This window comes from Microbacterium sp. TS-1, from assembly GCF_000509385.1.
GTDB classification, from domain to species: domain Bacteria; phylum Actinomycetota; class Actinomycetes; order Actinomycetales; family Microbacteriaceae; genus Microbacterium; species Microbacterium arborescens.
Genome location: NZ_BASQ01000001.1, coordinates 1,871,770 through 1,896,709, shown reverse-complemented (window position 1 = coordinate 1,896,709; position 24,940 = coordinate 1,871,770). Strand labels below are relative to the sequence as shown.

Genomic DNA, 24,940 nt, shown 5'->3' with positions numbered 1-24,940 from the left:
CTCTCCCCGTGACCGCGCTGGTTGTCGCTTACCCGCACCGGGATGTGGTGGTGACTGTCCCGACGGAGGCGGAACTCGCGGAGCTCCGCGCGGACGTGACCGCCAGGGTCGGTCGCGCCGACGCTATGGTTGCCGCGGACCGTCCGGCAGCCGTCGTGGGGGAGCAGTGCGGCGCGTGTGACGTGCGCGGCCTGTGCGACGCGTACTGGGAAGGGGGCGCGTCGAACACCGTGGATGTCGTCGACGGCGGCTGGTACGACGTGGAGGGGACGGTGCTGCGGGAGCACGGCGTGAAGAGTTGGGTGCTGCGGGAGAGGCGTACCGGCAGCGACCTACTCGTGCGTACCCCCCGCCCGTCGTTCACCTTGCCGGTCGGTGAGCAGGTGCGGATCCTGGGTGTGAAACGCACTATCGACCCTGACGGGGCGGATGCTCTGATCGCCTCAGTAACCAGCAGCTCCGAGATCCTGTCAGTGGTGTCCCGATAGTCAAGCCTGCTGGGCGGTCGCCGGCGGAGTCTGCTCGGACGGCACATCCTCGACGTCGGGAAGTGACACGCGTGCCCCGTGCCGGAGGGGGCGCACCAACCGGTGGGTGCGCACCGACTCGGCGACAGTGGCTTGACGGGCACGGCGATGCCCCCAACGTTCAAACCACCACTGAGCGACCGCGGCTTCCCCGTCGACCTGCTCGGGATCGACGAGATAACGAGGGTCCGGGTCGATGCCGAGCGAGTAGTCGCGGAGATTCTCCACGAGCTTCACCCCGTACACGATTCTTTCTCGGCCGTGCTTGAGCAGTTCGTTGCTTGACCACCCGAGCGCGGCAAGGCCGAGCCGAACCTTCCGGAGTCGCGGGCTGACGCCCTCACCGAACAGGCTGTTGACACGGACGGTCGCGCCCTTCAATCGGGACAGACGGACGAGCGCGTCGACGGTGTCGTCCGTGAACTGCGACGTACCGAAAGACCGAGAGCGTCCGAGTTGATGGAAGCTGATCTGCTGGTCGCCCGATCCACCCATGACCTCCGCCGGCCACCGCAGCCGGTTGTATTGACTGGATCCGCTTCCGTATAGCGAGGTAGTGCTGATGAAGGAGAGACGCGACTCGCGTTCGATGCCTCGTCCGGCCATCGCGGACGCGATCTCACTGGGCCGCGCGTACTTGGCGCGGTAGGCGGATATCACTTTCGGGGAGACAGCTAGCGCGCCGACGAGCTTGCCGGCAGCCAGGGCGTTGTACGGTGCCACCGCCCCGCACACCGTCAAGTCCGCGATGACCGTCCCCACCCTTTCGCCGCGCGCGCGACGCACAAGCCGACGTACCTGCGTCCTCGCCTTACTGTCCTTCAACGCCGCAGCGAGACCCTCGGCGGTCGGCGTGGGCTGCAGATAGGGATTCAGGACGAGAGCAGTCTCGAGCGTGTCCGCGAGTGCCGTTGCCCGCTTGCTGCGGAACAGGGGAGTTCGGGCCCGTTGAGCCCAGTCGTCTCGTTCGATTTGCCGAACCTCCCGCAATGGTGTGCGGTGGTGCTTCTGCCGGTGTCGCTCGGCGTCGGCGCGTAGGAGCGCGACCGCCTCGAGGGTGGGCTGCTGCAGTGCCGCGGGCTGGAGGACGTCGTCATTGAGCAGGTCCTCGACATAGATCTCGTGGAGTTGTGCGTCGATGCGCGCGGACAGCCATTGCGCCACCTTCCGTGTCGGCGTCTCGCGGATCGATTCGAGGAAGGTGTCGGTGTCCCATCCCATCCACTGGTCGCGTTCGGCGATCTGAACGACGGGGCTGGAGATGGCGGCGAGTCCGACGACCGCATGGTGCGGGGTGGCGGCGTCGCGGACCAGGATCGGCATGGACCGTCCCGGCACGGTGAAATACGCGTTCGACCAGGTGTGCCGGAAGTACCGCCAGATGTCGTGGAGGGCGAGTCCGGTGTGCTCGCATTTCCCGCTGTCGACGATCTGCACGTATGGCTGGATCACGGCGCTCGGGTTATCCGCGCTCTCTAGTGCGTCGGCAAGCTCTCGACCATCACGCATCAAGTTGACGATCGACACCAGCCCGCCCGCATGCTCGCGAGGCTTCTCCATGCGTTCGATGAATCGGCGCACGCTCGGTTGGCGGAGCTGGGGGTCACGTCGAAGGTGCTCCTGCCGCCGGATGCGGGCCTTCTCCGTCTCGGGATCGGGGTGCGATGGAGGGGGCATGAGCAGTGGGCCGTGCCTGTACAGCTTGAGTGTCCACCCTTGTTCGGCGAGGTCGATGAGGGTGTGCGCGGCCGCGCCGAGCGTGGGGCGATTGTAGAGATCAGCGATCTCTGCCTCCGCGAACACGCGCTCTCGGACCACGCGCCGCCGGGGATCGAGGGGCGCGGTGGAGAGAACCTTGCAGAGACGGAGGAATCCCTCGCGTTCAGTCCGTGATGTTCCGGCCGGGAGGGAGATGTTGACGTACTCCGTCTCGTCTTCGTCAGTCACGACTTCTCCAGCATCCGCCCGTATGTGGTGCCCCATTCCAGCAGCAGGGTTCGGTAGTACTCCTCGTGGGCGCCGGCGGCGGCGATGGATCGTGCGAAGGACAACAGAAGCAGGTCGAGGGCGGTGCGTACTGGCGCGGCGGCATCGCCCATCTCCTGCAGGGGCCGGTACAGCGCGGTGTAGCCCGGGTGATCGGTGTTCATTGTGACGTCGAGGAGGCGTTGCCGCAGCGTCAGGTCGAACAAGGAATCTCCGGTCAATTGGTTGGCGCCCAGGCGGTAGCTCAGCGCGCCGTGAGCACGCCCGCGGGAGCGGATCACGGGCAGATCCGCATCCGCAGCACCGGCGATTCGGCAGGAGCCTTGGACCGCGGCCTCAAATTTTACCTCTTCGAACGCCTGCCTCACCCGGGCGTTCAGGATCCGAGCGACAGACTCGAGCTCCGGCTCGAGGGCTTCTCGGAGCGTGGCGCTGGGGCGGATCCCCTGCTTGTTGACGGTGATGCCGAAGTGCTCATCAAGCGCCGGATGGAACTCGATCTCGCATCGCCACCAGTCGTCGTAGTTCTCCTTGCGTTTACCGCCCATCAGGTGCCAACCGTTCGCGATCTCTCGTCCCGCGCGGAGGATCGATACGCCGCCGCTGCCTCCGATGATGCCGCGGCGACGTTTTGTGGTGTTGTCGAGGTTGTGCCATTGCGCGACCGGCAGCATGGTGAAGGTGACCGTGACATGGCTGGTCGATCCGGTGACGGTCGCGATCTCGTAGTGGAGTGGTTCGAACGCAAGCCGCGCGGTGTGCCCGTGGAGCGTCGTCGACAGCATTGTCGGGTCGAACGCCTCGACGATGCTGCCGTTGATGCGCAGCGTGAACGCGCCGGTGAGGAAGCGGCGGAACATCCGTCCAAGGTCTTTGTGGAGAGCGCGTTCCAGCCACGCCAGGCGCTGGTACTCGATGCGGTCGCAGTCGTGCCAGACCACCCGGCAGCCCGAAGGGGACTCGCCGGCTGTGCCTGGCGACGGGGCGAGATCGGCGGGGTGGCCAGTCGCGACGGCGTCGACGTCGAGCGTCACGGACTGCGCGGTAGATCCCGGCCGCCATGCGGTGACCTCGATTCGTCGCGCCTGGCTGAGGGACGCGGCGGGAAGTCCCATCCCGAACCTGCCGAAGGAATCGCGTGCATCGAACCGCGATGAGCCTCCGAAGCGCAGACACGCTGCCAGTTCTGCAGTATCCATGCCGCCGCCGTTGTCTTCGATGCTGATCCGGGGCAGGTTGCGATCGGCGTCTCGATCGACCCGGATGTCGACGAGCGTCGCGCCAGCCTGGAGGGAGTTGTCGACGAGTTCGGCAAGAGCGCTCGACACGTTCAGGTAGCCTGATTCTCGGACGGCGCGGATGAAGTTCGCGGGCATGACAAGGCTGTCATCGCGCCGATGAATCCGGTCCATGCGGGGTCCCTTCAGTGCGGAACGGGGTCACTTCAGAGTAGCTCGCCGGGCACGTCAGCGCAGGCAATGGATCCGCACGATTTCTTGCGACACCCGCGCGGTGTCTCGACGCACGTCGCGATTACTGAACGACCCGGGCGACAACTTCGTTGCATGCCATAGGCGCGTGGGCGACGAGCTTCTCCGTTGCCACCTGCGCGGCTGGAACTGATGCCTTGGCGCGGAGCAGATCTGGCATGCGAACCTGACGTCGGGTGATGAGGAATCGTGCGGCCGCAGATGCCTTCACCACCGCAGCCCGGCGCCTGTAACGTTTTCGACGTCTCCGGCTTTGTACTCGGGCTCTCGTCTAACGCGAGCCCGGCCGTGGATGGTATCTGAATATGCTGCAGGGCTCCGACGTCGGCGTCGATCGGGCATCACGTCCTCCCAAACGTGCCGTTGACGGAGATGCCATGGGGAGCGAGGCGGAATCGCTGACCATGCGCGTGTCCAGTTTGAGGAAACGGCAACGATCTGCGACGCGCTGGGCTGGCGCTACAAGTAACGAGCTCTGCGGGTCGTACATCGAGAAGCCCAAGGCTTCCGTCTGTGAACTGGGCGAGGAAGTCAGGGACGTGTGATTCTCCCAATAGCCGGGAACCGTGCCCGAAGGCGATTGCCAGCGGCTGCGCCCACAGCAGTTCTACCTGCCCGCCGTAGTCCAGCCACAGGACTTCCCAGCGCTCCTGCTGCGACTCGCACCACACATGAGATCGAGTGCGCTGCCAGTAGTACATTGCCGGTGTGAATTGATGCCGGACGACGCCTTTCGACTTCCGAACCCTCGTAGGATCAATCGACGCCCAGTCTCTGTCGCCGAGATCTCGATCGACAACGGCCCACTCGTGGAGCCCGGCGGTCGTAGGGCTGGAGCCCGCACGAGGGATCCAGTGCAGTTCGGTGGACGACGTGCGCCGTCGGGGGTTGATCGGCTTTGCCTCATCTACTGGCCGCATCGCAGCCCCTCTCGCATGTGTATCCGCGTTCGGATGCGAAGACGAAGGGGCGACCGGAGCCCCATCGCTCCTGTATCTGCCGCTGATATTCCTCCCGCGAGGGGCGCAACTTCTGCAAGGCATCGGCGTTTCGTGACACATGGTGTCACTCCATTGGAGTGTTGTGTCATCCAAGAGCCGGTTGTGTCACCGGAACGCGTTCTCGACGCCGAGGGCATTGACACCACCCACGCCGAGTCCTAACGTACAACCAAATGGTTGTACGAAACGAACCCCTACCGAGTGAGCGGAGCGAGCTGAGCGATGACGACATCGACCGCCTCTTCCACGCGCTCGCGACGGCGACGCGTCGCGACATCCTCCGCCGCACGATCGAGCACGAGCAGTCGGTGTCGGCGCTCGCTGCCGACTACGACATGTCGTTCGCCGCGGTGCAGAAGCACATCGGCGTCCTCGAGACGGCCGGCCTCATCGTCAAGCGGGCCGAGGGGCGCGAGCGCCTCGTCCGCGCCGACCCCGCCATGATCGCCCGCGCCCGGGCCTTCCTCGCCCGCTACGAAGACCTCTGGCGTGCCCGCGTCGACCGGCTCGACGCGCTGCTCGCCGAGCCCGAAGACTGACCCCGCAGACCGCAAGCCCGCAGCCCGCAGACCGCACCCACCCCACGCGCACCATCCGTTCGAAGGAGAATCCGATGCCCGTCACCGACATCACCACCGATGCCGAGAACCTCACGATGACGCTCGTGGCGGATGTCGCCGCGCCCGTCGACCGCCTCTGGCGCGCGTTCACGCAGCCCGCGCAGCTCGAGCGCTTCTGGGGCCCTCCCGGCTGGCCCGCGACCTTCACGCGGTTCGACTTCACGCCGGGCGGACGCGCGCAGTACGCCATGTCGAGCCCGCAGGGCGAGAAGTCGCGAGGAACCTGGGAGTTCATCGCGATCGACGAGGGCCGCAGCTTCGAGGTGCTCGACGCGTTCGCCGACGAGAACGGCGAGCCGATGGAGCAGTTCCCTGCGATGCGCATGCTGTTCTCGTTCGAGACGACCGAGAACGGTTCGCGCCTGACGAACGTCACCTACTTCACCTCGGCCGAAGGCCTCGAGCAGGTCATCGCGATGGGCGCCATCGAGGGCTCGCGCCTCGCCATGGGTCAGCTCGACGCGGTCGTCCAAGACCTCCGCGCGTACGCGCAGGGGCAGGGCACGCGCGTCGAACTGCTCGACGACACGCACGTGCGCATCACGCGGTTCATCGACGGCCCGCGCGAGCTCGTCTGGCGCGCGCACCACGAGACCGAGCTACTGAAGAAGTGGATGCTGGGCCCCGACGGCTGGACCATGACGGTCGCCGAGCCCGCCACCGACGTTGGCGGGACGTTCCGCTACGCGTGGGAGCAGGAGGGCGCGCCCGAGACGGCGTTCGGTTTCGAGGGCGAGCTGCTGCAGCTCGACGCACCGCGCCGCGAGGTCACGACCGAGCGGATGTCGGGAGTCGAGGGGCCCGGTACCGTCAACGACCTGCAGCTGTACGAGGAGGACGGCGCGACCCTGCTCACGCTCCTCATCGAGTATCCCGACAAGGAGACGCGCGACACGGTGCTCGCCACCGGCATGGCCGACGGCATGGAGGACTCCTACGCCCGCCTCGAGGCGGAGGTGCTGTCAAAATGATGAGGTGACCGAACCCGTGATCGCCCTGCAGAATCATCCCGGCGACGTGGAGTTCCCCGTCCGCCCGCGGCGGCGGTACACGCGGATGCTGGACGCGCGGCGCAAGGCCGACCCCACGGCCATGCGCAAGCGGGCCCTCCCCGTGACGGCGATCGCGGTGCCGATCGGCATCCTGGGCTTCGTGCTGTCGTACGTGTGGGTGGGCAGCGAGGATTTCGGCAACAACCTGTTCGGTCTCTTCCTCGGGATGTGCGCGGGCCTGCTCGTCGCCTCGATCGTCCTCGCGGTGCGCGATGCCCGCGCACCGTGCGACGCGCAGCGGCAGTACCTCGCCCTTGCGGCGCGCAGCCCGCTGACGCCGCGGCGGCAGCAGATCCTGGCGCTCGACGCCGCGAGCGACTTCGCGATGCGCGGCTGGAACTCGTCGCTCGCCTTCACGCCGACCTTCGCGGAGCTGCCGCAGGAGCTGCGCGCCAAGCACCGTGACGGGGTCGACGGATCGCCGTGGTTCGCGATGCCGCTGCCGGGCATGCAGCAGCTCCGCGCGGCTCTCGACGAGCAGTTCAAGATCGTGTCGCGCTCGGACGCCGAGCTTCTCGTCGCCGACACGCTCGCCCGCGGCGTGCTCTCGACACGGTTCGCCGAGGTCGCGCGGAGCGATGCAGCCGAGCACATGATGTCGCGCATCGCGGCCCTCACGGATCTGCCGGTCTTCGACATCCACGACCTCGCGCGTGGCGACGAGGGACGTCCGCCGCGGCTGCTGCTGGCCGCCGACATCGAGCGCGCGATCGGCGGTGTCCGATACGCCTACGTCGCCGGCTACCTGACCGCCGACGAGGCGTGGACGCTGCTCGAGCCCCTCGCGACGCGCGCGTTCACCACGTACCAGGGTCGCGACGACTATTGGCGCGAGGTCGTCATCGCGACGGCGTTCCGCACGGACTCGCTCGAGTCGGTGCAGCGTCAGCGCGAGACGCTCGCCGAGCTGCAGCGGTCGGACTGGCCCGCGGCATCCGTCGCCTGGCCGTCGGCCTGACCGGCGCCCGGCCCGCGGCCTGCCCGGACGGCCGGGGTTCAGGCCCGCCCGAGACCGTCTTCGAGGGCGACCCAGGCGAGCATCGCGCACTTGACGCGCGCCGAGAACTTCGAGACGCCCGACAGGGCCGCGGCGTCGCCGAAGGTCTCCTCGTCGAGGGGGATGCTGCCGCGCGAGCGCAGCGCCTCGCGGAAGCGCTCGATGAGGGCGGCCGCGTCGGCGCGCGTCATCCCGTCGCCCTCGACCTCTTCCTCGACCAGCGAGGCGAGCATCGACGCCGAGGCCTGCGAGATCGAGCATCCGGTGCCCTCCCACGAGACCTCGGTGATGCGGTCGCCGTCGACGGCGACGCGCAGCGTGATCTCGTCGCCGCAGACGGGGTTCTTCTGGTGCGAGTCGGCGTGGGCGGCGTCGCCGACGTCGTGCAGCGGGTTGCCGACCGGGTGCTTGGAGTGGTCGAGGATGAGCTCCTGGTACAGCGAGTCGAGCCCGGTCATGCGTGTGCCCCTTCGGCCTGGTCGGTGACGCCGAAGAAGCCGCGGATGCCGCGCACCGCGTCGAGGAACAGGTCGACGTCGTCCTCTGTGTTGTACAGCGCCGTCGAGGCGCGGACGGATGCCGTCATCCCGAACTGCCGGTGCAGCGGAGCTGCGCAGTGGTGTCCGACGCGCACCGCGATGCCCTGCGCGTCGAGGAACTGCCCCGCGTCGTGGGCGTGCACCCCGGCGACGTCGAACGACCACAGGCCGACGCGATCGGCTCCCGGTGCGTCGCCGAGCAGGCGGACGCCGGGGATCTCGCGGAGGCCCGCACCCATGCGCTCGGCGAGGGCGACCTCGTGCGCGTGGATGTTCGCCGGCCCGACATCCTGCAGGTAGCGGACAGCCGCGGCGAGACCGATCGCCGGTCCGACGGCCTGCGTTCCGGCCTCGAACTTCTGGGGAGCCGGCAGGTACTCGGCGTGGTCGAGCGTCACGGTCGTGATCATCGACCCGCCGGTGAGGAACGGCGGCAGCGCGTCGAGCACGTCGGCGCGGCCGTAGAGTCCGCCGATCGCGTAGGGGCCGAGCATCTTGTGGCCGCTGAAGACGGCGAGGTCGACGCCGAGCGCGGGGAGGTCGAGCGGCAGGTGCGGGGCCGACTGGCACGCGTCGAGCACGGTCGTCGCCCCGACCGCCTGCGCGAGGGCCACGATCTCGGCGACCGGGTTGACGATGCCGAGCACGTTCGAGACGTGGGTGAAGGCGACGATCCGGGTGCGTTCGCCGATGATGGATGCCGCGGCATCCAGGTCGAGCGTGCCGTCCGCACGCGCCGGGATGTGGCGGAGCACGGCGCCGGTGCGGGCGGCGAGCTCCTGCCAGGGGATGAGGTTGGCGTGGTGCTCGATCGCCGTCGTGACGATCTCGTCGCCGGGTGCCAGCGCGTACGGTGCGGATGCGGGCGCGCCGCGGCCGAGCGTGGCGTTGCCGATCGCGTAGGCGACGAGGTTGAGGCCGGCCGTCGCGCCGCTGGTCCAGACGAGCTGCTCGGGCTGGGCGCCGACGAACCCGGCCACGGCGGCACGGGCGTCCTCGAAGAGATCGGTCGCCTCTGCGGCGAGCGTGTGCGCGCCGCGGTGAACGGCGGAGTTGGCGTGCGTGAGGAAGGCGCGTTCGGCGTCGAGGACCGCGGTGGGCTTCTGGCTCGTCGCGGCGGAGTCGAGGTACACGAGCCGGTGCCCGTTGACCTGCTCCGAGAGGATCGGGAAGTCGGCGCGCAACGACACCGCGTCGAGCGGGCTGACGCGCGGCGACGCGGCGGGAACGGCGGAAGAACTCACCCCTCTAGGCTACGCCCGCCCACCGACCCGAGCTCGGGCGCGGGTGGCCGGCTGGCGGCGAGAACGTACCGCCGCCACCAGAATGCACCGTGCGGGGTACGCGCTCGCCGCGCCGGTGCGCACTCGAGCCGGGGCATCGGCAGGGCCGGGGCGCCGGACGGGGAGCGCTGGCACGATGGGGGCATGAGCGACACGACTCCCGACCCGAGCGGACTGCACGATGCGGCGCGCGACCGCACCCGGCGAGACCAGCTGGCCGTGCACGCCGACGCCGCGCGCCGCCTCGTCGAGCAACGCGAGAGCGAGCTCACCGAGATGCAGCAGAAGCTGCGGGTCGAGACAGCGGACGTCCGTCGACTCGAGCGCTTCTCGCCCGCGCAGGTGTGGGGCCTCCTCCGCGGTGACATCGACGACAAGCTCGCCGTCGAACGCGCGGAGCAGCAGGCGGCCGAGCACGCCGTCGACGGCGCGACCGAGCGACTCGCGCACGCCCGGGCCGACCTCGCCCGCATCGAGGGCGAGATCGCCGCGCTGGGAGACGTGGACGCCGCCTACTCCGCTGCTCTCGGACGGCGTGAGGAAGAGCTGCGCGTGGCCGGCCGGGAGGCCGCGGCCGAGCTCACCCGACTCGACGCCGAGGCCGGCGAGCTCAGCGCCGAGTCGCATGAGATCACCGAGGCGCAGGTCGCTCTCGGCCAGGCGCAGGAGGCGCTCGCCGTCGCCCAGCGCGACCTCGATGCCGCGGGAGGCTGGTCGACCTACGACACGTTCTTCGGCGGCGGCATGATCGCCGACTGGATGAAGCACGACCGGATCGGACGCTCCGCGCGTGCTTTCGCGGCCGTCAACCGCGCCCTCGAGACGCTCGCCACCGAGCTCGCCGACATCGACGCGCCGCCGGTCGCGGGTGTGCAGATCTCGGAGTCGCTCGCCGTCTTCGACGTGCTGTTCGACAACGTGATCTCCGACTTCATGGTGCGTCAGCGCATCGCCGACGCGCAGGCCGCGGCATCCGACCTCGATCTGCGCCTGCGCGGGCTGAAGGACTATCTCGCCCAGCGAGCGGATGCCGTATCCGCGCGCACCGCCGATCTCCTCTCCCGCCGCGAGCGCCTCCTCCTCGCCCCCTGACCCCCTGATCCGCCGCGCGAGCGCGTACCGCTGCCGCGAGAAGGCACCGTGAAAGGTGCGCCCTCGCCGAGAGGGAGCGCTCTCGCGCGCGCCGGGCGCCGGGCGCGGGCTCAGCGCTCGTCGGGGGATTCGGTGTGGGCCACCAGGCCGTAGGTCGCGGAGGCGCGGCCGGCGCGGTCGTCGCCGGGCATCGGGCGCGAGCGGCGGCCGTAGACGATCTCCGACGAGTCGAGCAGCCAGGGAACGAGGGTGATCTGCACGCCGTGCACCATCATGAGCTGCTGGGCGATGCGCCGGGCGCGTCGGTTGTGCAGGAAGGTCTCCCACCAGTGCCCGACGATGTACTGCGGCAGGTAGACCGTGACGACGGATGAGCCGTGCTTCTCGCGGTACTTGCGGATGAAGGCGGCGAGCGGGGCCGCGTACTGACGGTAGGGCGACTCGATGATCACCAGCGGCACCGGCATCCCGTGCACTTCCCAGTCGGTCTGGATCTCTTGCGCCGATTCCTTCGACACCGCCACGTGCACGGCGATCGTCTTGTCGTGCTTGGCCGAGAGGGCGTAGTCGACGGCCTTCGCGACCGGCTTCTGCAGGCGGTTCACCAGGACGAGGGCGACGTCACCGGTCGAGCCGTAATGCACGTCGTCGTCCATCGCGATCTCGTGCTCGACGTCGCGGTAGTAGCGGCTGACGCCGACCATGAGGAACGCCAGGATCGGGATCGCGATGAACACCAGCCAGGCGCCGTGGGTGAACTTCGTCACGGTGACGATGACGAGCACCGCGACGGTGAAGGTCGCGCCGATGCCGTTGATGACCAGTCCCCGGCGGGCCTCCGCGCGGTCGGCCGACGCCGACGGATGCAGCAGCCGCAGCTCGCGCCGCCAGTGCTTGACCATGCCGACCTGGCCCAGCGAGAACGACACGAACACGCCGATGATGTACAGCTGGATGAGCGTCGTGAGGTCGGCCTGGAACACCACGAGCACGAGGATCGCGGCGAGCCCCAGGATGATCATGCCGTTGGAGAAGACGAGCCGGTCGCCGCGGGTGTTCAGCGACTTCGGCGCGTACCCGTCGCGGGCGAGCACGGCGCCCAGCAGCGGGAATCCGTTGAACGCCGTGTTCGCGGCGAGCAGCAGCACGCACGCCGTCGCCGCCTGGATGATGAAGAACGGGATCGACCCCATGCCGAAGGTGGCAGCCGCGATCTGGGCCATGAGGCTCGGCTGCGGCTGGTTGACGCAGTCGAAGCCGACGAGGGCGCAGGGGTCCTCCGCGTAGTGGACGCCGGCGATGAGGCCGAGCGCCGTCAGGCCCGAGAACAGCAGGATGGCGATCGTGCCCATCATGACGAGGGTCTTCTGCGCGTTCGCGATCTTCGGCGCGCGGAAGGCCGGCACTCCGTTCGAGACCGCCTCGACACCGGTCAAGGCCGAGCAGCCGCTCGAGAACGCCCGCAGGATCAGGAGGATGAGCGCGACCTGGCTGAGGCTCTCGGCCTCCATCGCGAACTGCGCGCTCGAGGCGACGGGGGCGTCGCCGAGCAGCGTGCGGATGAGCCCGGTCGCCACCATGACGCCGACCGAGCCGATGAAGATGTACGTCGGCACGGCGAACGCCGACGACGCCTCGCGCACGCCGCGCAGGTTGACGATGATGATGAGGACGACGAACCCGACCGCCAACTCGACTCGCCAGGGGGCGAGACCGGGCAACGCCGAGATGATGTTGTCGACACCGGATGCCACCGACACCGCGACCGTCAGGATGTAGTCGACCAGCAGCGCGGCCGCGACGACGACTCCGGCCTTCTCGCCGAGGTTCGTGCGCGCGACCTCGTAGTCGCCGCCGCCCGACGGGTATGCCTTGATGAGCTGACGGTAGCTCAGCACGACGACGATGAGCAGGGCCACGACCGCGAGCGCGACCCACGGGCTGAAGGCGAGCATCGCCGTGCCGCCGATCGCCAGGATCATCAGCAGTTCCTGGGGCGCGTAGGCGACCGACGACAGGGCGTCGGAGGCGAAGATCGGAAGCGCCCGGCGCTTGGGCAGGAGCTGGTCGTCGAGCTTCTCGGAATCGAGCGGGTCGCCGATGAGGATGCGCTTCGCGATAGGCGTGGTTTCCTCGCCCGGTTCGCGACTGTCAGTGGTCACGGCGGGCGACATTACGCCTGGCGCGGCATCCTGCGCAATCTCGCCGCGCCGAGCGTCACCAGAGCGTTGTCGAACCGCCGTTTTCTCGCCGTGCCCGCGTGCGCGGATGCAACGAATCGGTCACGGCGCGCCGGGAACGGATGCCGCGCCGCGGCGCGTCGGTGACGATCCGTTGGATCGCGGCACGGGCCCGCCCCGCGGCCGACCCGCGGCAGACTCAGCGGCCGGCGCGGAAGGTGTAGGTGACGGTGACCTTGCTGCCCTCGACCGTGACGGCTGCCCCGAAGCGGCGCTGCCCGTCCTGGTAGAAGGTGTTGCGATCCGAGCCGAACACGAACGATCCGCCCTGACCGGAGTCGGGACCGAGCGCCGCGACCTCGTCGGCCGACATGTCGAGCCCGACGCCGAAGTCGTCGGTTACCGGCACGTCGATGTCCGAGTCGTAGGAGATGAACGTCGGTGCCGGGACCTCGGATCGCGGACGGTTGCTCTCGTTGAGGTAGACGTCGTAGAGCCGGAAGCCCTCCCACGCGTAGATCCGATACGCGTAGTTCTCCGCGTCGCCGTTCTGGAAGTCCTCCGTCGGCGCCGCGCCGAAGAGCTCGGTGAGCGCCGCCACGGCCGGGGCCGCGTCATCCGCCCACGCGTGCGTGAAGACCATCGAACCGCTCGCGTCGCTGATGGTGAATCCGTCGGCGGTCACCGCGACGCCGGAGGTCGCTGCTGGGGCGCTCGGGCTCTCCGACGGCTGCGGGGTCGCCGACGGCTGCGGGATCGACTGCGTCGCCGGAGCCGTGGGCACCGGGTCGGCCGCGGGCTCCTGACGCTGGGACTGCTGCGTCAGGTAGATCGCGAACACCACGACGACTGCGACGACCAGCAGTCCGGCGATGCTGGAGAGGATGACGAGCAGACGACGATCGCCGCCGCCGCCGCCGTCGCTCGGCTCGGCCGGACGCGGCGCGAGGGGCTCGTCGGGCCAGCCCGCCATGACGGAGGGCGTCCCCGCCCCCTTCTCGCGCTTGGGACCGGGCTCGCGCGATGCGCGGGGCTTCTTCGCGCGGGGCTCCCGGGGCTCGCGGGGCTCCCGGGGTGCTTTCTCGCGCTTCGCGCGCTCGGGCTTGGCCGGCGGCTCGTAGGGCTCGAAATCGGCGAACGGGTCGTTGGGGTCGCTCATGCGAGGAACTCCTTGGCTGCCACGACGAGGTTCTCGACGCCGCGCTCGATCGTCGGGTGCATGACCGGCGCGAAGAACGGGGAGTGGTTGGTGGGGATGTCGCGCTCGACGGTGCCCGCCGCGACGGCATCCGCGAACTTCTGCGGGTCGACGCCGCCCCAGAACCAGAACACGAGCGGAACGCCGGCCTCGCGCGCGAACCACGAGACGTCCTCGCTTCCGGTGAACATGCCGGGGTCGACGACGCTGCCCTCGCCGAACGCGCGCTCGAAGGCGGCGGTCAGGCGTGCGGTCGCCGTGTGGTCGTTGATCGTGGGCGGCAGGGTGTGATCGGTCGTGATGGTCGGCTCGGTCTCGGCGCCGGATGCCGCGGCCTCGGCGCGCACGATGCGTTCGACCTTCGCCAGGACGCGCTCGCGGGCCTCGTCGTCGGGGTATCGCAGACTGAGCTCGAGCTTGGCCTCGGCGGGGATGATGTTGTTCTTCAGGCCGGCGTGGATCGAGCCGACCGTCACGACAGCCACGTCGCGGGGGTCGACCTCACGCGAGACGATCGTCTGCAGCCGCATGACGGTCGCCGCCGCCATCACGACCGGGTCGATCGTGGAATGCGGGCGCGAGCCGTGTCCGCCGCGGCCGTGCAGCACGACGGTCAGGCCGTCGGACGCCGCCATCTGCGTGCCGGGTCGCACACCGATGACACCCGCGGGCAGCGGGGTGACGTGCTGGCCCAGCACGATGTCGGGCTTCGGGAAGCGGTCGAGCACGCCGTCGGCGATCATCGCCTGCGAGCCGGCGCCGTACTCCTCGGCGGGCTGGAAGACGGCGACGACGGTTCCCGACCACTCGTCGCGCGTCCCGACGAGCTGCTCGAGGGCGCCGAGCAGTGCCGTGACGTGCATGTCATGGCCGCACGCGTGCATGACGGGCACGTCGTTGCCGGCAGGGTCGACGCCGCGCGCCGTGGAGGCGTAATCGAGGCCGGTCTGCTCGGGAACGGGCAGGCCGTCCATGTCGGCGCGGAGCCACACGACGGGACCGTCTCCGTTGCGGATCGCGGTCACGACACCGGTGCGGCCGACGCCCTCCTCGTACGGGAGACCGAGCTCGCTGAGCCGAGCCGCGATGACAGCGGCCGTCCGCGTCTCCTGGAACGACAGTTCCGGGTGCCGGTGCAGGTCGGTGTAGAGGGCGTCGAGGTCCAAGGCCATGCTTCGAGCCTACGGGAGGCCGCCTGCGCGCCGCCTAGGGGCCGTTGCAGAGCCCGGGGCGATACAGCTGTCGGATGCGCGGTGCTGGTGTCGTGTGCACGCGGCGTCCGGACCCCACCGGCCCCGCGGGTCCGGCGAATGTATCGGCGCCGGCGCGGCCCCGGCGTGGGCGCGGCCCCGGCCGCCTCGGGCCCCGACTCAGGCGGGTGGGGCCGTGCTCGACCGCTCCAAGAGGGCGAAGTCGAGGTCGGCCGGGGGCTCGGACGCCGCCCCGCGCAGGGCGGCGATCATCGCCGAGGCCACGCGCTCGCCCTGCCGCCCCGGGAACTGGTCGACCGTCGTGAGCCCGAAGAACCCGCCGAGGTCGTGGCCGTCGACCCCGATGACCGACACGTCCTCCGGCACGCGCAGCCCGAGCTCGCGCGCCGCGAGCATCGCGCCGATCGCCATCTCGTCCGAGGCCGCGAAAATCGCCGTCGGTCGTGCCTCCGCGTCGCGGAGCAGCCGCGTCGCAGCGTCGTGCCCGCCGGCCATCGTGAAGTCCGCGGCGGCGAAGCGATCGGCCCGCGGTGCGAGACCGGCCTCGGCCAAGGCCGCCTCGAAGCCGCGGCGACGCTGCGACGGGATGTGGAAGTCGCCCTCGAATTGCGGATGCAGACCGATATGGGCGATGTCGCGGTGCCCGAGGCCGAGCAGGTGCTCGGTCGCGGTCCGGGCCACCTCGATCTCGTCGACGGTGAGCGATCGCAGGCCGGCCAGCTGCCCGCCCATCGCGATGACCGGAAGGCCGAGGTCGCCCAGCTGCGCGATCTCGTCGTGTGCGAGCGCCATCGACACGACGATCACCCCGTCGACCCGCTGACGCCGGAGCGACGTCGCGAACACCCGGCGGCGCTCGTCGGCCTCGGCGGTGAGGGCGTACAGCGCGACGTCGTAGCCGTCGCGCTGGAGTGTCGCGGCGATGCCCGTCAGCACGCGCGAGAAGAACCAGCGGTCCAGGATCGGAACGAGCACACCGATGTTGCGCGTGCGTCCGGACGCGAGGCTCGAGGCCGCCGACGAGACGACGTAGCCGAGGTCGGATGCCGCACGCAGCACGCGCTCGCGCGTCGCGGGCGACACCGGACCACGGCCGCTGAGGGTGCGGGAGACGGTCGCCGTCGAGACCTCGGCGCGTCGCGCGACGTCGTCGATGCCGACCATCCCCCGCTCCTCTCGTCAGCTCGCGCGGATCCAGACCGCCGCGTCGACGGGCAGCTCGGAGCCGCCTCCAGCGCGCTCAGCGAGGCCGGCGACGCTCGAGACCAGGATCTCACCGGCGGGCAGTGCGACCGCATCCGTCCCGGTGTTGGCGACGACGAGCACGTCACCGTTGCGGAACGCTACGACGTCGTCGCCGAGCTGCAGATCGACCCACTCGAGCGATCCGGTTCCCAGGTCGTGCCGGCGGCGCGCCGCCAGGAGCTCGCGATAGAGCGTCAGAGTCGAGGCGGGGTCGCCGTCCTGCGCCGAACGTGCGAGGCCGTGCCACTCCTCGGGCTGCGGCAGCCACGAGGCGCCGGTGGGGCTGAACCCGTAGCCGGGGGCGTCGGCCTCCCACGGGATCGGGACGCGGCATCCGTCGCGGCCGTAGCGCTCGCCGTCGGTGCGGAACCAGGTCGGGTCCTGACGGGCGTCGTCGGGCAGGTGCACGACCTCGGGAAGCCCGAGCTCCTCGCCCTGGTACAGGTACGCCGAGCCGGGGAGGGCCAGCATGAGCGTGGTCGCGGCGCGGGCGCGGGCGAGGCCCACGACAGGGTCCGGCTGGCCGGGTGAGTCGGGTCCGAGGCCGTGGCCCTGGGGGTTCTCGGCCGTCAGCGCCAGGCGCGAGGCGTGGCGGACGACGTCGTGGTTCGACAGCACCCAGGTGGCCGGCGCGCCGACGGCGGGGAAGGCGCGCAGCGACTCGGAGATCACCTCGGTGAGGTGGTCGGCATCCCACTCGGTCTGCAGGTACGGGAAGTTGAACGCCTGGTGCATCTCGTCCTGGCGCACCCACAGAGCGGTCTCGTCGACCGTGGGCAGCCACGCCTCGGCGCAGAGGGCCCGGTCGCCCTCGTACTCGGCGAGGATGCGGTTCCATCGGCGGTAGATGTCGTGGACGCCCTCCTGGCCCCAGTAGGGGACATCGAGGCTGTCGCCGCCCATCGATCCGGCGTCTTCGGCGGGCACGAAGTCGGGCAGACCGTCGGACTTGACCAGTCCGTGGGCCACGTCGACGCGGAAACCGTCGACCCCGCGGTCGAGCCAGAAGCGGAGGATGCGCTCGAACTCGTCGCCCACCTCGGGGTTGGACCAATCGAAGTCGGGCTGGGTCGAGTCGAAGAGGTGCAGGTACCACTGGCCCGGCGTGCCGTCGGGGTTCGTCGTGCGGGTCCAGGCGGGGCCGCCGAAGACCGATTCCCAGTTGTTGGGAGCCTCGTCGCCGTTCTCGCCCTTGCCGTCGCGGAAGATGTAGCGCGCGCGCTCGGGGCTGCCGGGTTCGGCGGCGAGGGCCTGCTGGAACCACGCGTGCTGGTCGGACGAGTGGTTGGGGACGAGGTCGACGATGACCCGGATGCCGCTGTCGTGCGCCTCCGCGAGCATGGTGTCGAAGTCGGCGAGCGTGCCGAAGAGCGGGTCGACGTCGCAGTAGTCGGAGACGTCGTACCCGGCATCCTTCTGCGGCGACCGGAAGAAGGGACTGAGCCAGACGGCGTCGACGCCGAGGTCGGCGAGGTCGCCCAGGCGCGAGGTGATGCCGGCGAGGTCGCCGATGCCGTCACCCGACGCGTCGGCGAACGAGCGGGGGTAGATCTGATAGATGACGGCGGTGCGCCACCACTCGGCGCCGGGCCGGGAGATCCCGATCGGGGCGAGGGTCGATGCCGCCGTGTCCACGGAGGAGGAGGTCATGGCGCTCACTCTAGTGCAAGCGCTTGCAGTCGTGTCGTCACCGTCGGAGGCCTCTCGAAACAGGCCTAGGGTGGTTCGGTGACTTCCGACCCCCTCGAGCACGCCGAGTCGCTCATCGCGCTCATCCCGGACTTCCCCGAACCGGGCATCCTCTTCCGCGACATCTCGCCGCTGCTCGCCGACGCGACCGCGTTGCGCACCGTCATCGACGCGATCATCACGCCCTTCGCCCGCGAGTTCGACGTCGTCGCCGGCGTCGAGGCACGCGGATTCCTCATCGCCGGTGCGGTGGCCGCCGCGAGCGGCGTCGGCATGGTGCCGATCCGCAAGGCGGGCAAGCTGCCGCGCCCGGCGGCATCCGTCTCGTACGACCTCGAGTACGGTCAGGCGACGATCGAGATGGCGGACGACCTGCCCCGCGGCACCCGCGTGCTGCTCGTCGACGACGTGCTGGCCACGGGGGGAACCCTGCGTGCCGCCCAGCGCCTGCTCGAAGGCCTCGGCCACCGGACCGTCGGGACGGCCGTGCTGATGGAGCTCACCGAGCTCGGCGGGCAGGACGTCTGCGGTCCGGTGCACACGATCTTCCGCGTCTGACCTCGCTCGCGCCCTCGCGGGCGGGGCGCCGTCAGAGCACGCCGGCCCCCAGGTTGATCGGGCTGCCCGCGATGTTGCCCACGATGCCGCGGATGATGCCGGCCCCGTCGGTGCCGCGCAGGCCCCGATACCAATTCGCGGTGACCTCCGGGTCGGCGCCGTGCGTCTCGGCCGCGCGGGCGCGGGCCCGCAGCACGAGGTCACCGGCCCGCTCGACGCGCGACGCGGCATAGCGCCGCAGCGTGTCTTCGACCGACACGGTGTCGGTCGCGACCGCGATGCCGAGGGCGAAGGCGTCCTCCAGCGCCGAGCATGCGCCCTGTCCGATGTCGGGCGTCGTGTTGTGCGCCGCGTCTCCGAGGATCGCGACGCGTCCGCGGGTCCAGGTGTCGAAGGGGTCGATGTCCCAGATCTCGACGCGGTTCAGCGAGCCCTCGCGTTCGATCGCCTCGATCAGCGCCCGCGTGCCGGGGGCCCAGTGCGCGAACGCCTCGTGCAGCTCGGCGAGGGCGTCGCCGTCCTCGCCGGAGGGGCGCGGGATGTCGAACCAGTAGTAGAAACGTCCGCCGGCGATCGGCATGACGGCCGCGCGCTTGCCCTCGGCGACGTAGGTGGTCCACTGGTCGTCGGGCCCGATGCGTCCGTCGAACGCGACGAGTCCGTTGTAGTTCGTGTACCCGGCGTACGTCCGCTCGATCGGCGGCTCGTCGGCGCCGGTGACGTAGTCGCGCGTGAACGACCGGGCGCCGTCGGCGCCGATGAGCATGTCGGCGGTATCGGTGGTGCCGTCGGCGAACGTCGCGGTGACGGTCGTGCCGTCGTCGTCGATGCCGACGAGCTGCATGCCGAGCCGGATCCGGTCGGTGCCGAACCGCTCCATCAGCAGGTTCTGCAGGTCTGCGCGTGCGACGGGGTACGCGCGCTGCCCGGTCTGCTGTTCGACCGGCGCGAGCGAGAACTGGCACAGCTCCTCGCCCGTGATGCCGTCGCGGTAGGCCATGTGGTCGAGCGCACCGCCGAGCGCCGCGACCTCCGGCCCCACTCCCAGCCAGTTGAGCACCTTCACGCCGTTCGACCAGAGCGACAGCGCCGCGCCGACCGGCCGGTTCTCGCGCATCCGGTCGTAGACGACGACGTCGTGGCCGAGCCGCTGCAGGGCGATGCCGGCGCTCGTGCCGCCGACGCCGGCGCCGATCACGATGACCTTCATGCCGCCGCCACCGGCTCGTGCACGAGGTCGGAGATGGTGCGCTTGTACTCGGCGAACGCCGGCGAGAGGATGTCGCGCTGCGGGGGCAGGTCGATCTCGACGATGCGACTGATGTGCCCCGGCACCCCGTGCGACGCGCCACCGGTCATCACGACGACCCGGTCGGCGAGGAAGACGGCCTCCTCGATCGAGTGGGTGATGAAGACGACGGTCGTGCGCGTCTCGAGGTGGATGCGCTTGAGCTCGGCCTGCAGGTCGGAACGCGTCAGCGCGTCGAGGGCGCCGAACGGCTCATCCATGAGCAGCACGCGGGGCTCGTTGGCCAGCACGCGTGCGATCGCGACGCGCTGCTGCATCCCGCCCGACAACTGCCCCGGGTACGTGGCCGCGAACCGGGTCAGCCCGACGGCTGCGAGGAAGCGGTCGACCAGCTCGTTCACCCGCGCACGGGGGAGGCGCCGGCGCCGGGGGCCGTACGCGATGTTCTCGCGCACGGTGAGCCACGGGAACAGCCCGTAGTCCTGGAAGACCACTCCGCGATCCGGCCCGGGACGCGTGACCGGGGCGCCGCCGACCGAGACCGAGCCGCTGCTTGCTTCCTCGAAGCCGGCGAGGATGCGCAGCACCGTGCTCTTGCCGCATCCGGAGGCCCCGACGATCGCGACGAACTCGCCCGAGGCGATGCTCAGGTCGACGCCGGCGACGGCCTGGGTGCCCGCCCATTCGGGACCGTAGCGCTTGCCCAGACCCACGATCTCGACGGAGGCCGAGGTGTCGGCGGCGAGATCCGCCGCGGGGGAGATGATGTCGGTCATCGTCGCTCCAGTCACTTGATGAGGGGTCGGCCGCGCGTCGCGAGACGGAAGACCCCGACGAGGATGCGGTCGGAGAGGAAGCCGGCGGCGCCGATCGTCACCATCCCCACGACGACCATGTCGGTGCGCACGACGTCGCGGGCGAGGATGATGGCCGACCCGAGGCCGACGTTCACCCCCACCGACTCGCCGAGCACGAGCACGACCCAGGCGATGCCGAGGCCGACCCGCAGGCCGTTCATGATCGACGGCGCCGATGCGGGGACGACCACCTGCGTCAGGATCTCGCTGCGCCGGGCGCCCAGCATCCGACCGGCTTCGACCAGCCGCTGCGGCACCTCCTTCGACCCGCTGATGGCTCCCAGCACGATCGGGAAGAACGCCGAGAGGGCGATGAGGAAGATCGTCGCCTGGTCGCCCCAGCCGATCAGCAGCCCGACCAGCGGGACCCACGCCGTCGCCGGGATGGGACGGAAGAGGTTGATGAAGGGGTCGAAGAGGCCGTCCATCGTGTACGAGCGGCCCATGACGATCCCGAGGGGGATCGCGATGGCCGCGGCGATCGCGAAGCCGACCAGCACGCGCAGCGCCGACGTGCCGAGGTTGACCCAGAGGTCCCCCGAGAAGGCGTCGTCGTTCACGCCGCCGAACCCGTAGTCCCACAGCGACGTCACGACCTCGGCGGGCGTCGGCAGGAACGCCATCCGGATGCCGATGAGCGGGATCTCCCACTCCTGGTCGCGGCCGATCTGCCACAGGACGACGAAGAGGAACGGCACCGGCAGGCCGAGCAGGAACCGGTAGAGAGCTGCCCGCTGGTTGGGTCGGCGTGCCGGCGGGCGGCGCCGGACGGGCGCGCTCGCCGGCGCACCGGCGACGACGGCTGCGTCGTCGGTGCGCCCGGACGGGACGGTGTCGGTCATGGTGCTTCTCCCCGCGGGTCAGTCGGCGAAGCTCGTGTCGACGATCGTGTCGGCGGTCGGCGTCGAGGTGATCAGGCCGATCGAGGCCATGGCTCCGGCGAGGGCCTCGAGCTGGCCGACGTACTCGTCCGAGAGGTCCGACCGCAGCCAGAAGTTCTCGAGCGCCGAGGTGAGGACCTCCTCGTCGCCGCCGAACTCCTCGACCATGCTGGGCAGCCACTCCTCGATGTTGTCGGCCATGTAGGCCGTCGTCGCGGCGTGGGTGTCGACGACTCGCTGCACCAGCTCGGGGTTCTCCTCGATCAGCTCGCCGGTCGTGACGAGTCCGATGTTCACGCGCCCGATGGGGGTGGAGTAGGGGTCGACGACCTCGGTGCCGCCGGCGGCCTTCGCGATCGAGACGCCGATCTCGACTCCCATGAAGGCGTCGATGTCGCCGCTCGCGAAGGCCGAAGCCATCTCGGGGACGGGGATCGGGGTGAGCTCGAAGTCGTCGGGTGACATGCCGGCCTCGTCGATGAGCAGTCGCAGCGCGACCTCCTGCGCCGAGCCCTGGACGATGCCGATCTGCGAGCCCGCGAGCTCGGCGAGGGAGGTCTCGCCGTTGCCGATGAAGCCCGACCCGCCGTCGGCGGCGCTCGCGACGATGCGCAGGTCGCGGTTCTGCGAGATCGACGAGATGGTCGGGGTGACGCCGGTGATCGCGAAGTCGATGCTGCCCGAGACGAGCGCGTCGGAGAGTGCCGGGGTGGTGTCGAGCGTCACGACCTCGAACTCGACGCCGTCGACGGCGTGGTCGGCGTAGAGGAACGGCTGGTAGAAGTGCGGCTGGCCGCGCAGGGTGCCGACCTTGACGGTCTCGACGCCGTCATCGCCCGCGGCGTCGTCGCCGGCGGAGCTGCAGCCGGCGAGGACGAGGGCGGCGAGGGAGACGGCGGCCAGGAGGACGACGCGGGGTGAACGTGCGCGCATGGGGTTCCGATCGGAGGAGGACGGCGGTGCAGAGGACTGCCGTCATTCAACGGTTTCCGATCGCTCGCGAGGTGAAGGCCGTGTAACGACCTTGTTAAGCCAGCGCTTAAGGTGCGTGAGCGCGGGGTTCAGCTGCCGCGGTAGGTCGAGTACGCGAACGGGCTCAGCAGCAGCGGCACGTGCAGGTGGGGCTCGTCGCCGACGGTGAAGCTGACGGTCGCCGACGGGTAGAAGGTCGCGGTGCCGGCCCGGGCGAAGTGCCCGCCCGTGTCGAACGTCAGCGCGTAGATTCCCGGCTCGAGCCGGTCGGGCCCGAGCGCGAGCCGTCCGTCGGCATCGGTCGAGCCCGTCGCGATGACGGTTCCGCGGGCGTCGGCGAGCTCGATCGCCACGTCGACAGCGGGAGTGCCGGTCGCCGCGTCCAGCACATGAGTGGTCAGGTGGGTCATGCCGGCGCCTCCGTGGTGACGGTCTGCGACAGGCGGAGCAGCGCGATCTCGGCCAGCTGGCCGAGGGCCTCGGCCGTCTCGGTGCGGTCGTCGTTGCCGAGGCGCCGCTCGAGCTCGGCGCGCATCTCGCCCGGGGTCCGGCCGGCCGCCCGGATGAGGAAGACACGGTCGAACCGCTCCTCGTAGCGCCGATTGCCCGCCGCGATCGCGGCGGCGTCGTCATCGGATGCCGACCGCATCGCGGCCTGCTCGGATCGCGACGCGTCGCCCTCGGCACCCGGCTGGTCGACGCGGGCGCCGATGCGCGGATGATGCGCGAGCGCGGCATCGAGGTCGTCCTCGTTCCAGTGCGCCGCCTCGGCCCGCGCCCGGGCGCCCAGCTCCGCGACGTCGCGGTAAGGCCGCCCGGCGACCAGGGTCTCGACCCAGCGGGGGATGGGGGCCCAGACGGCGACGACGCGTCGGGCATCGTCCGCGCTGAGGGCGTGGAACTCGTCGAGGTGCATGCGCGTCACGGTACTGTCACCGCGTTTCTCCCGCGTTACATATCATCGTGCCGTGGAACCGCAGCGCGCCGAGCCCGACCTTCCCGCGTCGATCGGGCGCCGCCTGCGGGCGCTGCGCACCCGGACGGGGCGCTCGCTCGCCTCGGTCGCGCAGGAGATGGGCATCTCGGCGAGCGCCCTGTCGCAGATCGAGACGGGTGCGATGCAGCCGTCGGTTCACCGGCTCGTCGAGCTCGTCGGGGTGCTGGGCGCTCCGGTGTCGGTCATCTTCGACGATCACGCCGTCGCGGTGATCCCCGATGCCGATGCCCCCGGCGAGCTGAACGAGCCCGTCCCCGGCGTCTTCGTCGCCCGCGTCGGCACCGAGACCACGGCGCACCTCGGCGGCGGCGTCACCTACCGGCGGCTGACGCCCGTGCCCATCAGTGGCGTGGAGCACTTCGAGTCGACCTACCCGCCGGGCGCGAGCTCGAGCGCCGACGGCGGCCTCCTCGTTCACGCAGGCTACGAGAGCGGGCTCGTCGTGACAGGGACGCTCACCTTCGAGTTCGCCGACGGCGAGGTCGAGCTCGGCCCGGGCGAGTCGCTCTCGTTCGCGGCATCCCGACCGCACCGCGTCGCGAACCGCACCGACAGCGTCGCGGTCGCGACGTGGCTCACGGTCGTCGGGTCGACGGGGCCGGTCGACGGCGCGACGGGGCGCTGAGTCCCCGGCGCCTCGCGCGCGCCGGCGTCCGACCGAGCTCACGCGGGCCCGTGGACGATCAGCCAGGTCGCGACGGCGGTCTCGTCGCCGTCGTTGTGGATGCGGTGCGGTCGCGAGCACGGGTAGCTGATCGTGTCGCCGGGACGCAGCACGACCCGCTCATCGGTGAAATCGATCGTCAGCTCGCCCGAGAGCATGGTGCCGACCTCGTACCCGTCGTGCCGGAAGAGGTCGGTGTCGCGGTGGGCCGACGACCCGGGCGGATAGGTCGACTGGAAGTAGTCGATTCCCGGGCTCGGTCCGGGGGACAGGCGGCGGAAGGTCACTCCGTCGCCGAGCTCGACCGTCGTGGCCTGGGCGGCGCGGACCAGCGAGAATCCGTCGATCTCCGCCGCGAGCGCAGCGGCGGGGGCCTCGCCACCGCTCTCGAAGACGGCGGCGAGGGGCACGCCGAGGGCGTCGGTGATGGCGAGCAGCCGCGAGACGCTCGGCTGCAGCACGCCGCGCTCGATCTGCGACACCGCGCTGGGGCTGATGCCCAGCGCGGCGGCGACGGCACGTGCCGACATCCCTCGCTGCCGCCGAAGCTCGCGCAGCCGGACGCCCACCTCGGTCCCGGTCCCCAGCGCGAGCTCTGACATGCCGCCGAGTCTAAACGGGCTGCGGCGGCGTCCGATCGCGACCGCTGTGA

23 protein-coding genes are annotated in these 24,940 nt (G+C 70.3%); 7 read left to right on the top strand and 16 right to left on the bottom strand.

Annotated features, from left to right (window positions below; genetic code table 11):
• The first annotated feature begins 8 nt into the window (after positions 1–8).
• A complete protein-coding gene (locus MTS1_RS08825; RefSeq protein WP_036304717.1) occupies positions 9–488 on the top strand; it encodes a hypothetical protein in 480 nt (159 codons plus the stop codon).
• Here MTS1_RS08825 and MTS1_RS08820 read toward each other — a convergent pair whose 3' ends face one another.
• Positions 489–2,474: a Druantia anti-phage system protein DruA gene (locus MTS1_RS08820; RefSeq protein ID WP_023953201.1), complete on the bottom strand. Its 1,986-nt coding sequence runs from the start codon at positions 2,472–2,474 to the stop codon at positions 489–491.
• The gene (locus MTS1_RS08815) at positions 2,471–3,925 is read right to left on the bottom strand and encodes an ATP-binding protein (RefSeq protein ID WP_023953199.1); all 1,455 of its coding nucleotides are present in this window, start codon (positions 3,923–3,925) and stop codon (positions 2,471–2,473) included. Before MTS1_RS08815 ends, MTS1_RS08820 begins: the two co-directional genes overlap by 4 nt.
• A gap of 1,252 nt (positions 3,926–5,177) precedes the next feature.
• Between MTS1_RS08815 and MTS1_RS08810 the strand changes: the two genes are divergently transcribed.
• From MTS1_RS08810 to MTS1_RS08800, 3 genes are all read left to right on the top strand, one after another.
• Positions 5,178–5,543 (top strand): helix-turn-helix transcriptional regulator, encoded by a 366-nt coding sequence (locus MTS1_RS08810; RefSeq protein ID WP_023953195.1) that lies wholly within the window; start codon positions 5,178–5,180, stop codon positions 5,541–5,543.
• Positions 5,544–5,617: 74 nt separating this feature from the next.
• Complete coding sequence (locus tag MTS1_RS08805; RefSeq protein WP_023953193.1) at positions 5,618–6,595, top strand: SRPBCC family protein; 978 nt, start codon at positions 5,618–5,620, stop codon at positions 6,593–6,595.
• A gap of 4 nt (positions 6,596–6,599) precedes the next feature.
• Complete coding sequence (locus MTS1_RS08800; protein ID WP_023953191.1) at positions 6,600–7,634, top strand: DUF1266 domain-containing protein; 1,035 nt, start codon at positions 6,600–6,602, stop codon at positions 7,632–7,634.
• 38 nt (positions 7,635–7,672) lie between these two features.
• Here the strand turns inward: MTS1_RS08800 and sufU are convergent, their stop codons facing one another.
• The gene (gene sufU, locus MTS1_RS08795; protein WP_023953189.1) at positions 7,673–8,131 is read right to left on the bottom strand and encodes a Fe-S cluster assembly sulfur transfer protein SufU; all 459 of its coding nucleotides are present in this window, start codon (positions 8,129–8,131) and stop codon (positions 7,673–7,675) included.
• Positions 8,128–9,456, bottom strand: a complete 1,329-nt coding sequence (locus tag MTS1_RS08790; protein WP_023953187.1) for a SufS family cysteine desulfurase — start codon at positions 9,454–9,456, stop codon at positions 8,128–8,130. The genes sufU and MTS1_RS08790 overlap by 4 nt, the downstream gene beginning before the upstream one ends.
• Before the next feature lie 183 nt (positions 9,457–9,639).
• On the opposite strand from MTS1_RS08790, the gene MTS1_RS16060 reads away from it, so the two are divergent.
• Positions 9,640–10,587 carry a hypothetical protein gene (locus tag MTS1_RS16060; RefSeq protein ID WP_023953185.1) on the top strand — a complete coding sequence of 316 codons (948 nt, stop codon included), beginning with the start codon at positions 9,640–9,642 and terminating at the stop codon, positions 10,585–10,587.
• Positions 10,588–10,697: 110 nt separating this feature from the next.
• On the opposite strand, the gene MTS1_RS08780 is transcribed toward MTS1_RS16060, so the two are convergent.
• The 5 genes from MTS1_RS08780 to MTS1_RS08760 all read right to left on the bottom strand — a co-directional run bounded on the left by MTS1_RS08780 (position 10,698) and on the right by MTS1_RS08760 (position 18,071).
• Complete coding sequence (locus MTS1_RS08780; RefSeq protein WP_023953183.1) at positions 10,698–12,761, bottom strand: APC family permease; 2,064 nt, start codon at positions 12,759–12,761, stop codon at positions 10,698–10,700.
• A 205-nt stretch (positions 12,762–12,966) separates the two neighbouring features.
• The gene (locus tag MTS1_RS08775; protein ID WP_023953181.1) at positions 12,967–13,926 is read right to left on the bottom strand and encodes a hypothetical protein; all 960 of its coding nucleotides are present in this window, start codon (positions 13,924–13,926) and stop codon (positions 12,967–12,969) included.
• Positions 13,923–15,137, bottom strand: coding sequence for an amidohydrolase (locus tag MTS1_RS08770; protein WP_023953179.1), 1,215 nt, complete (start codon positions 15,135–15,137; stop codon positions 13,923–13,925). The genes MTS1_RS08775 and MTS1_RS08770 overlap by 4 nt, the downstream gene beginning before the upstream one ends.
• Positions 15,138–15,335: 198 nt before the next feature.
• Positions 15,336–16,340 carry a LacI family DNA-binding transcriptional regulator gene (locus tag MTS1_RS08765; RefSeq protein WP_023953177.1) on the bottom strand — a complete coding sequence of 335 codons (1,005 nt, stop codon included), beginning with the start codon at positions 16,338–16,340 and terminating at the stop codon, positions 15,336–15,338.
• 15 nt (positions 16,341–16,355) lie between these two features.
• Entirely contained in the window at positions 16,356–18,071 is a 1,716-nt protein-coding gene (locus MTS1_RS08760) for a glycoside hydrolase family 13 protein (protein WP_023953176.1), read from the bottom strand.
• Between the two features lie 78 nt (positions 18,072–18,149).
• Between MTS1_RS08760 and MTS1_RS08755 the strand changes: the two genes are divergently transcribed.
• Positions 18,150–18,668, top strand: coding sequence for an adenine phosphoribosyltransferase (locus tag MTS1_RS08755; RefSeq protein WP_023953175.1), 519 nt, complete (start codon positions 18,150–18,152; stop codon positions 18,666–18,668).
• A 31-nt stretch (positions 18,669–18,699) separates the two neighbouring features.
• Here the strand turns inward: MTS1_RS08755 and hpxO are convergent, their stop codons facing one another.
• From hpxO to uraD, 6 genes are all read right to left on the bottom strand, one after another.
• Complete coding sequence (gene hpxO, locus MTS1_RS08750; RefSeq protein ID WP_023953174.1) at positions 18,700–19,878, bottom strand: FAD-dependent urate hydroxylase HpxO; 1,179 nt, start codon at positions 19,876–19,878, stop codon at positions 18,700–18,702.
• Positions 19,875–20,693 (bottom strand): ABC transporter ATP-binding protein, encoded by an 819-nt coding sequence (locus MTS1_RS08745; protein WP_023953173.1) that lies wholly within the window; start codon positions 20,691–20,693, stop codon positions 19,875–19,877. Before MTS1_RS08745 ends, hpxO begins: the two co-directional genes overlap by 4 nt.
• 11 nt (positions 20,694–20,704) lie before the next feature.
• On the bottom strand, positions 20,705–21,616 hold the full coding sequence (locus MTS1_RS08740) for an ABC transporter permease (RefSeq protein ID WP_023953172.1): 912 nt from the start codon (positions 21,614–21,616) through the stop codon (positions 20,705–20,707).
• Positions 21,617–21,634: 18 nt separating this feature from the next.
• On the bottom strand, positions 21,635–22,588 hold the full coding sequence (locus MTS1_RS08735; protein ID WP_023953171.1) for an ABC transporter substrate-binding protein: 954 nt from the start codon (positions 22,586–22,588) through the stop codon (positions 21,635–21,637).
• A gap of 128 nt (positions 22,589–22,716) precedes the next feature.
• Positions 22,717–23,037, bottom strand: coding sequence for a hydroxyisourate hydrolase (gene uraH / locus MTS1_RS08730; RefSeq protein ID WP_023953170.1), 321 nt, complete (start codon positions 23,035–23,037; stop codon positions 22,717–22,719).
• On the bottom strand, positions 23,034–23,543 hold the full coding sequence (gene uraD, locus MTS1_RS08725; RefSeq protein WP_036305327.1) for a 2-oxo-4-hydroxy-4-carboxy-5-ureidoimidazoline decarboxylase: 510 nt from the start codon (positions 23,541–23,543) through the stop codon (positions 23,034–23,036). Before uraD ends, uraH begins: the two co-directional genes overlap by 4 nt.
• A 52-nt stretch (positions 23,544–23,595) precedes the next feature.
• Between uraD and MTS1_RS16445 the strand changes: the two genes are divergently transcribed.
• Positions 23,596–24,249, top strand: a complete 654-nt coding sequence (locus MTS1_RS16445) for a helix-turn-helix domain-containing protein (RefSeq protein WP_023953168.1) — start codon at positions 23,596–23,598, stop codon at positions 24,247–24,249.
• Between the two features lie 38 nt (positions 24,250–24,287).
• Here MTS1_RS16445 and MTS1_RS08715 read toward each other — a convergent pair whose 3' ends face one another.
• On the bottom strand, positions 24,288–24,890 hold the full coding sequence (locus MTS1_RS08715; RefSeq protein ID WP_023953167.1) for a helix-turn-helix domain-containing protein: 603 nt from the start codon (positions 24,888–24,890) through the stop codon (positions 24,288–24,290).
• Between the last annotated feature and the right edge of the window lie 50 nt (positions 24,891–24,940).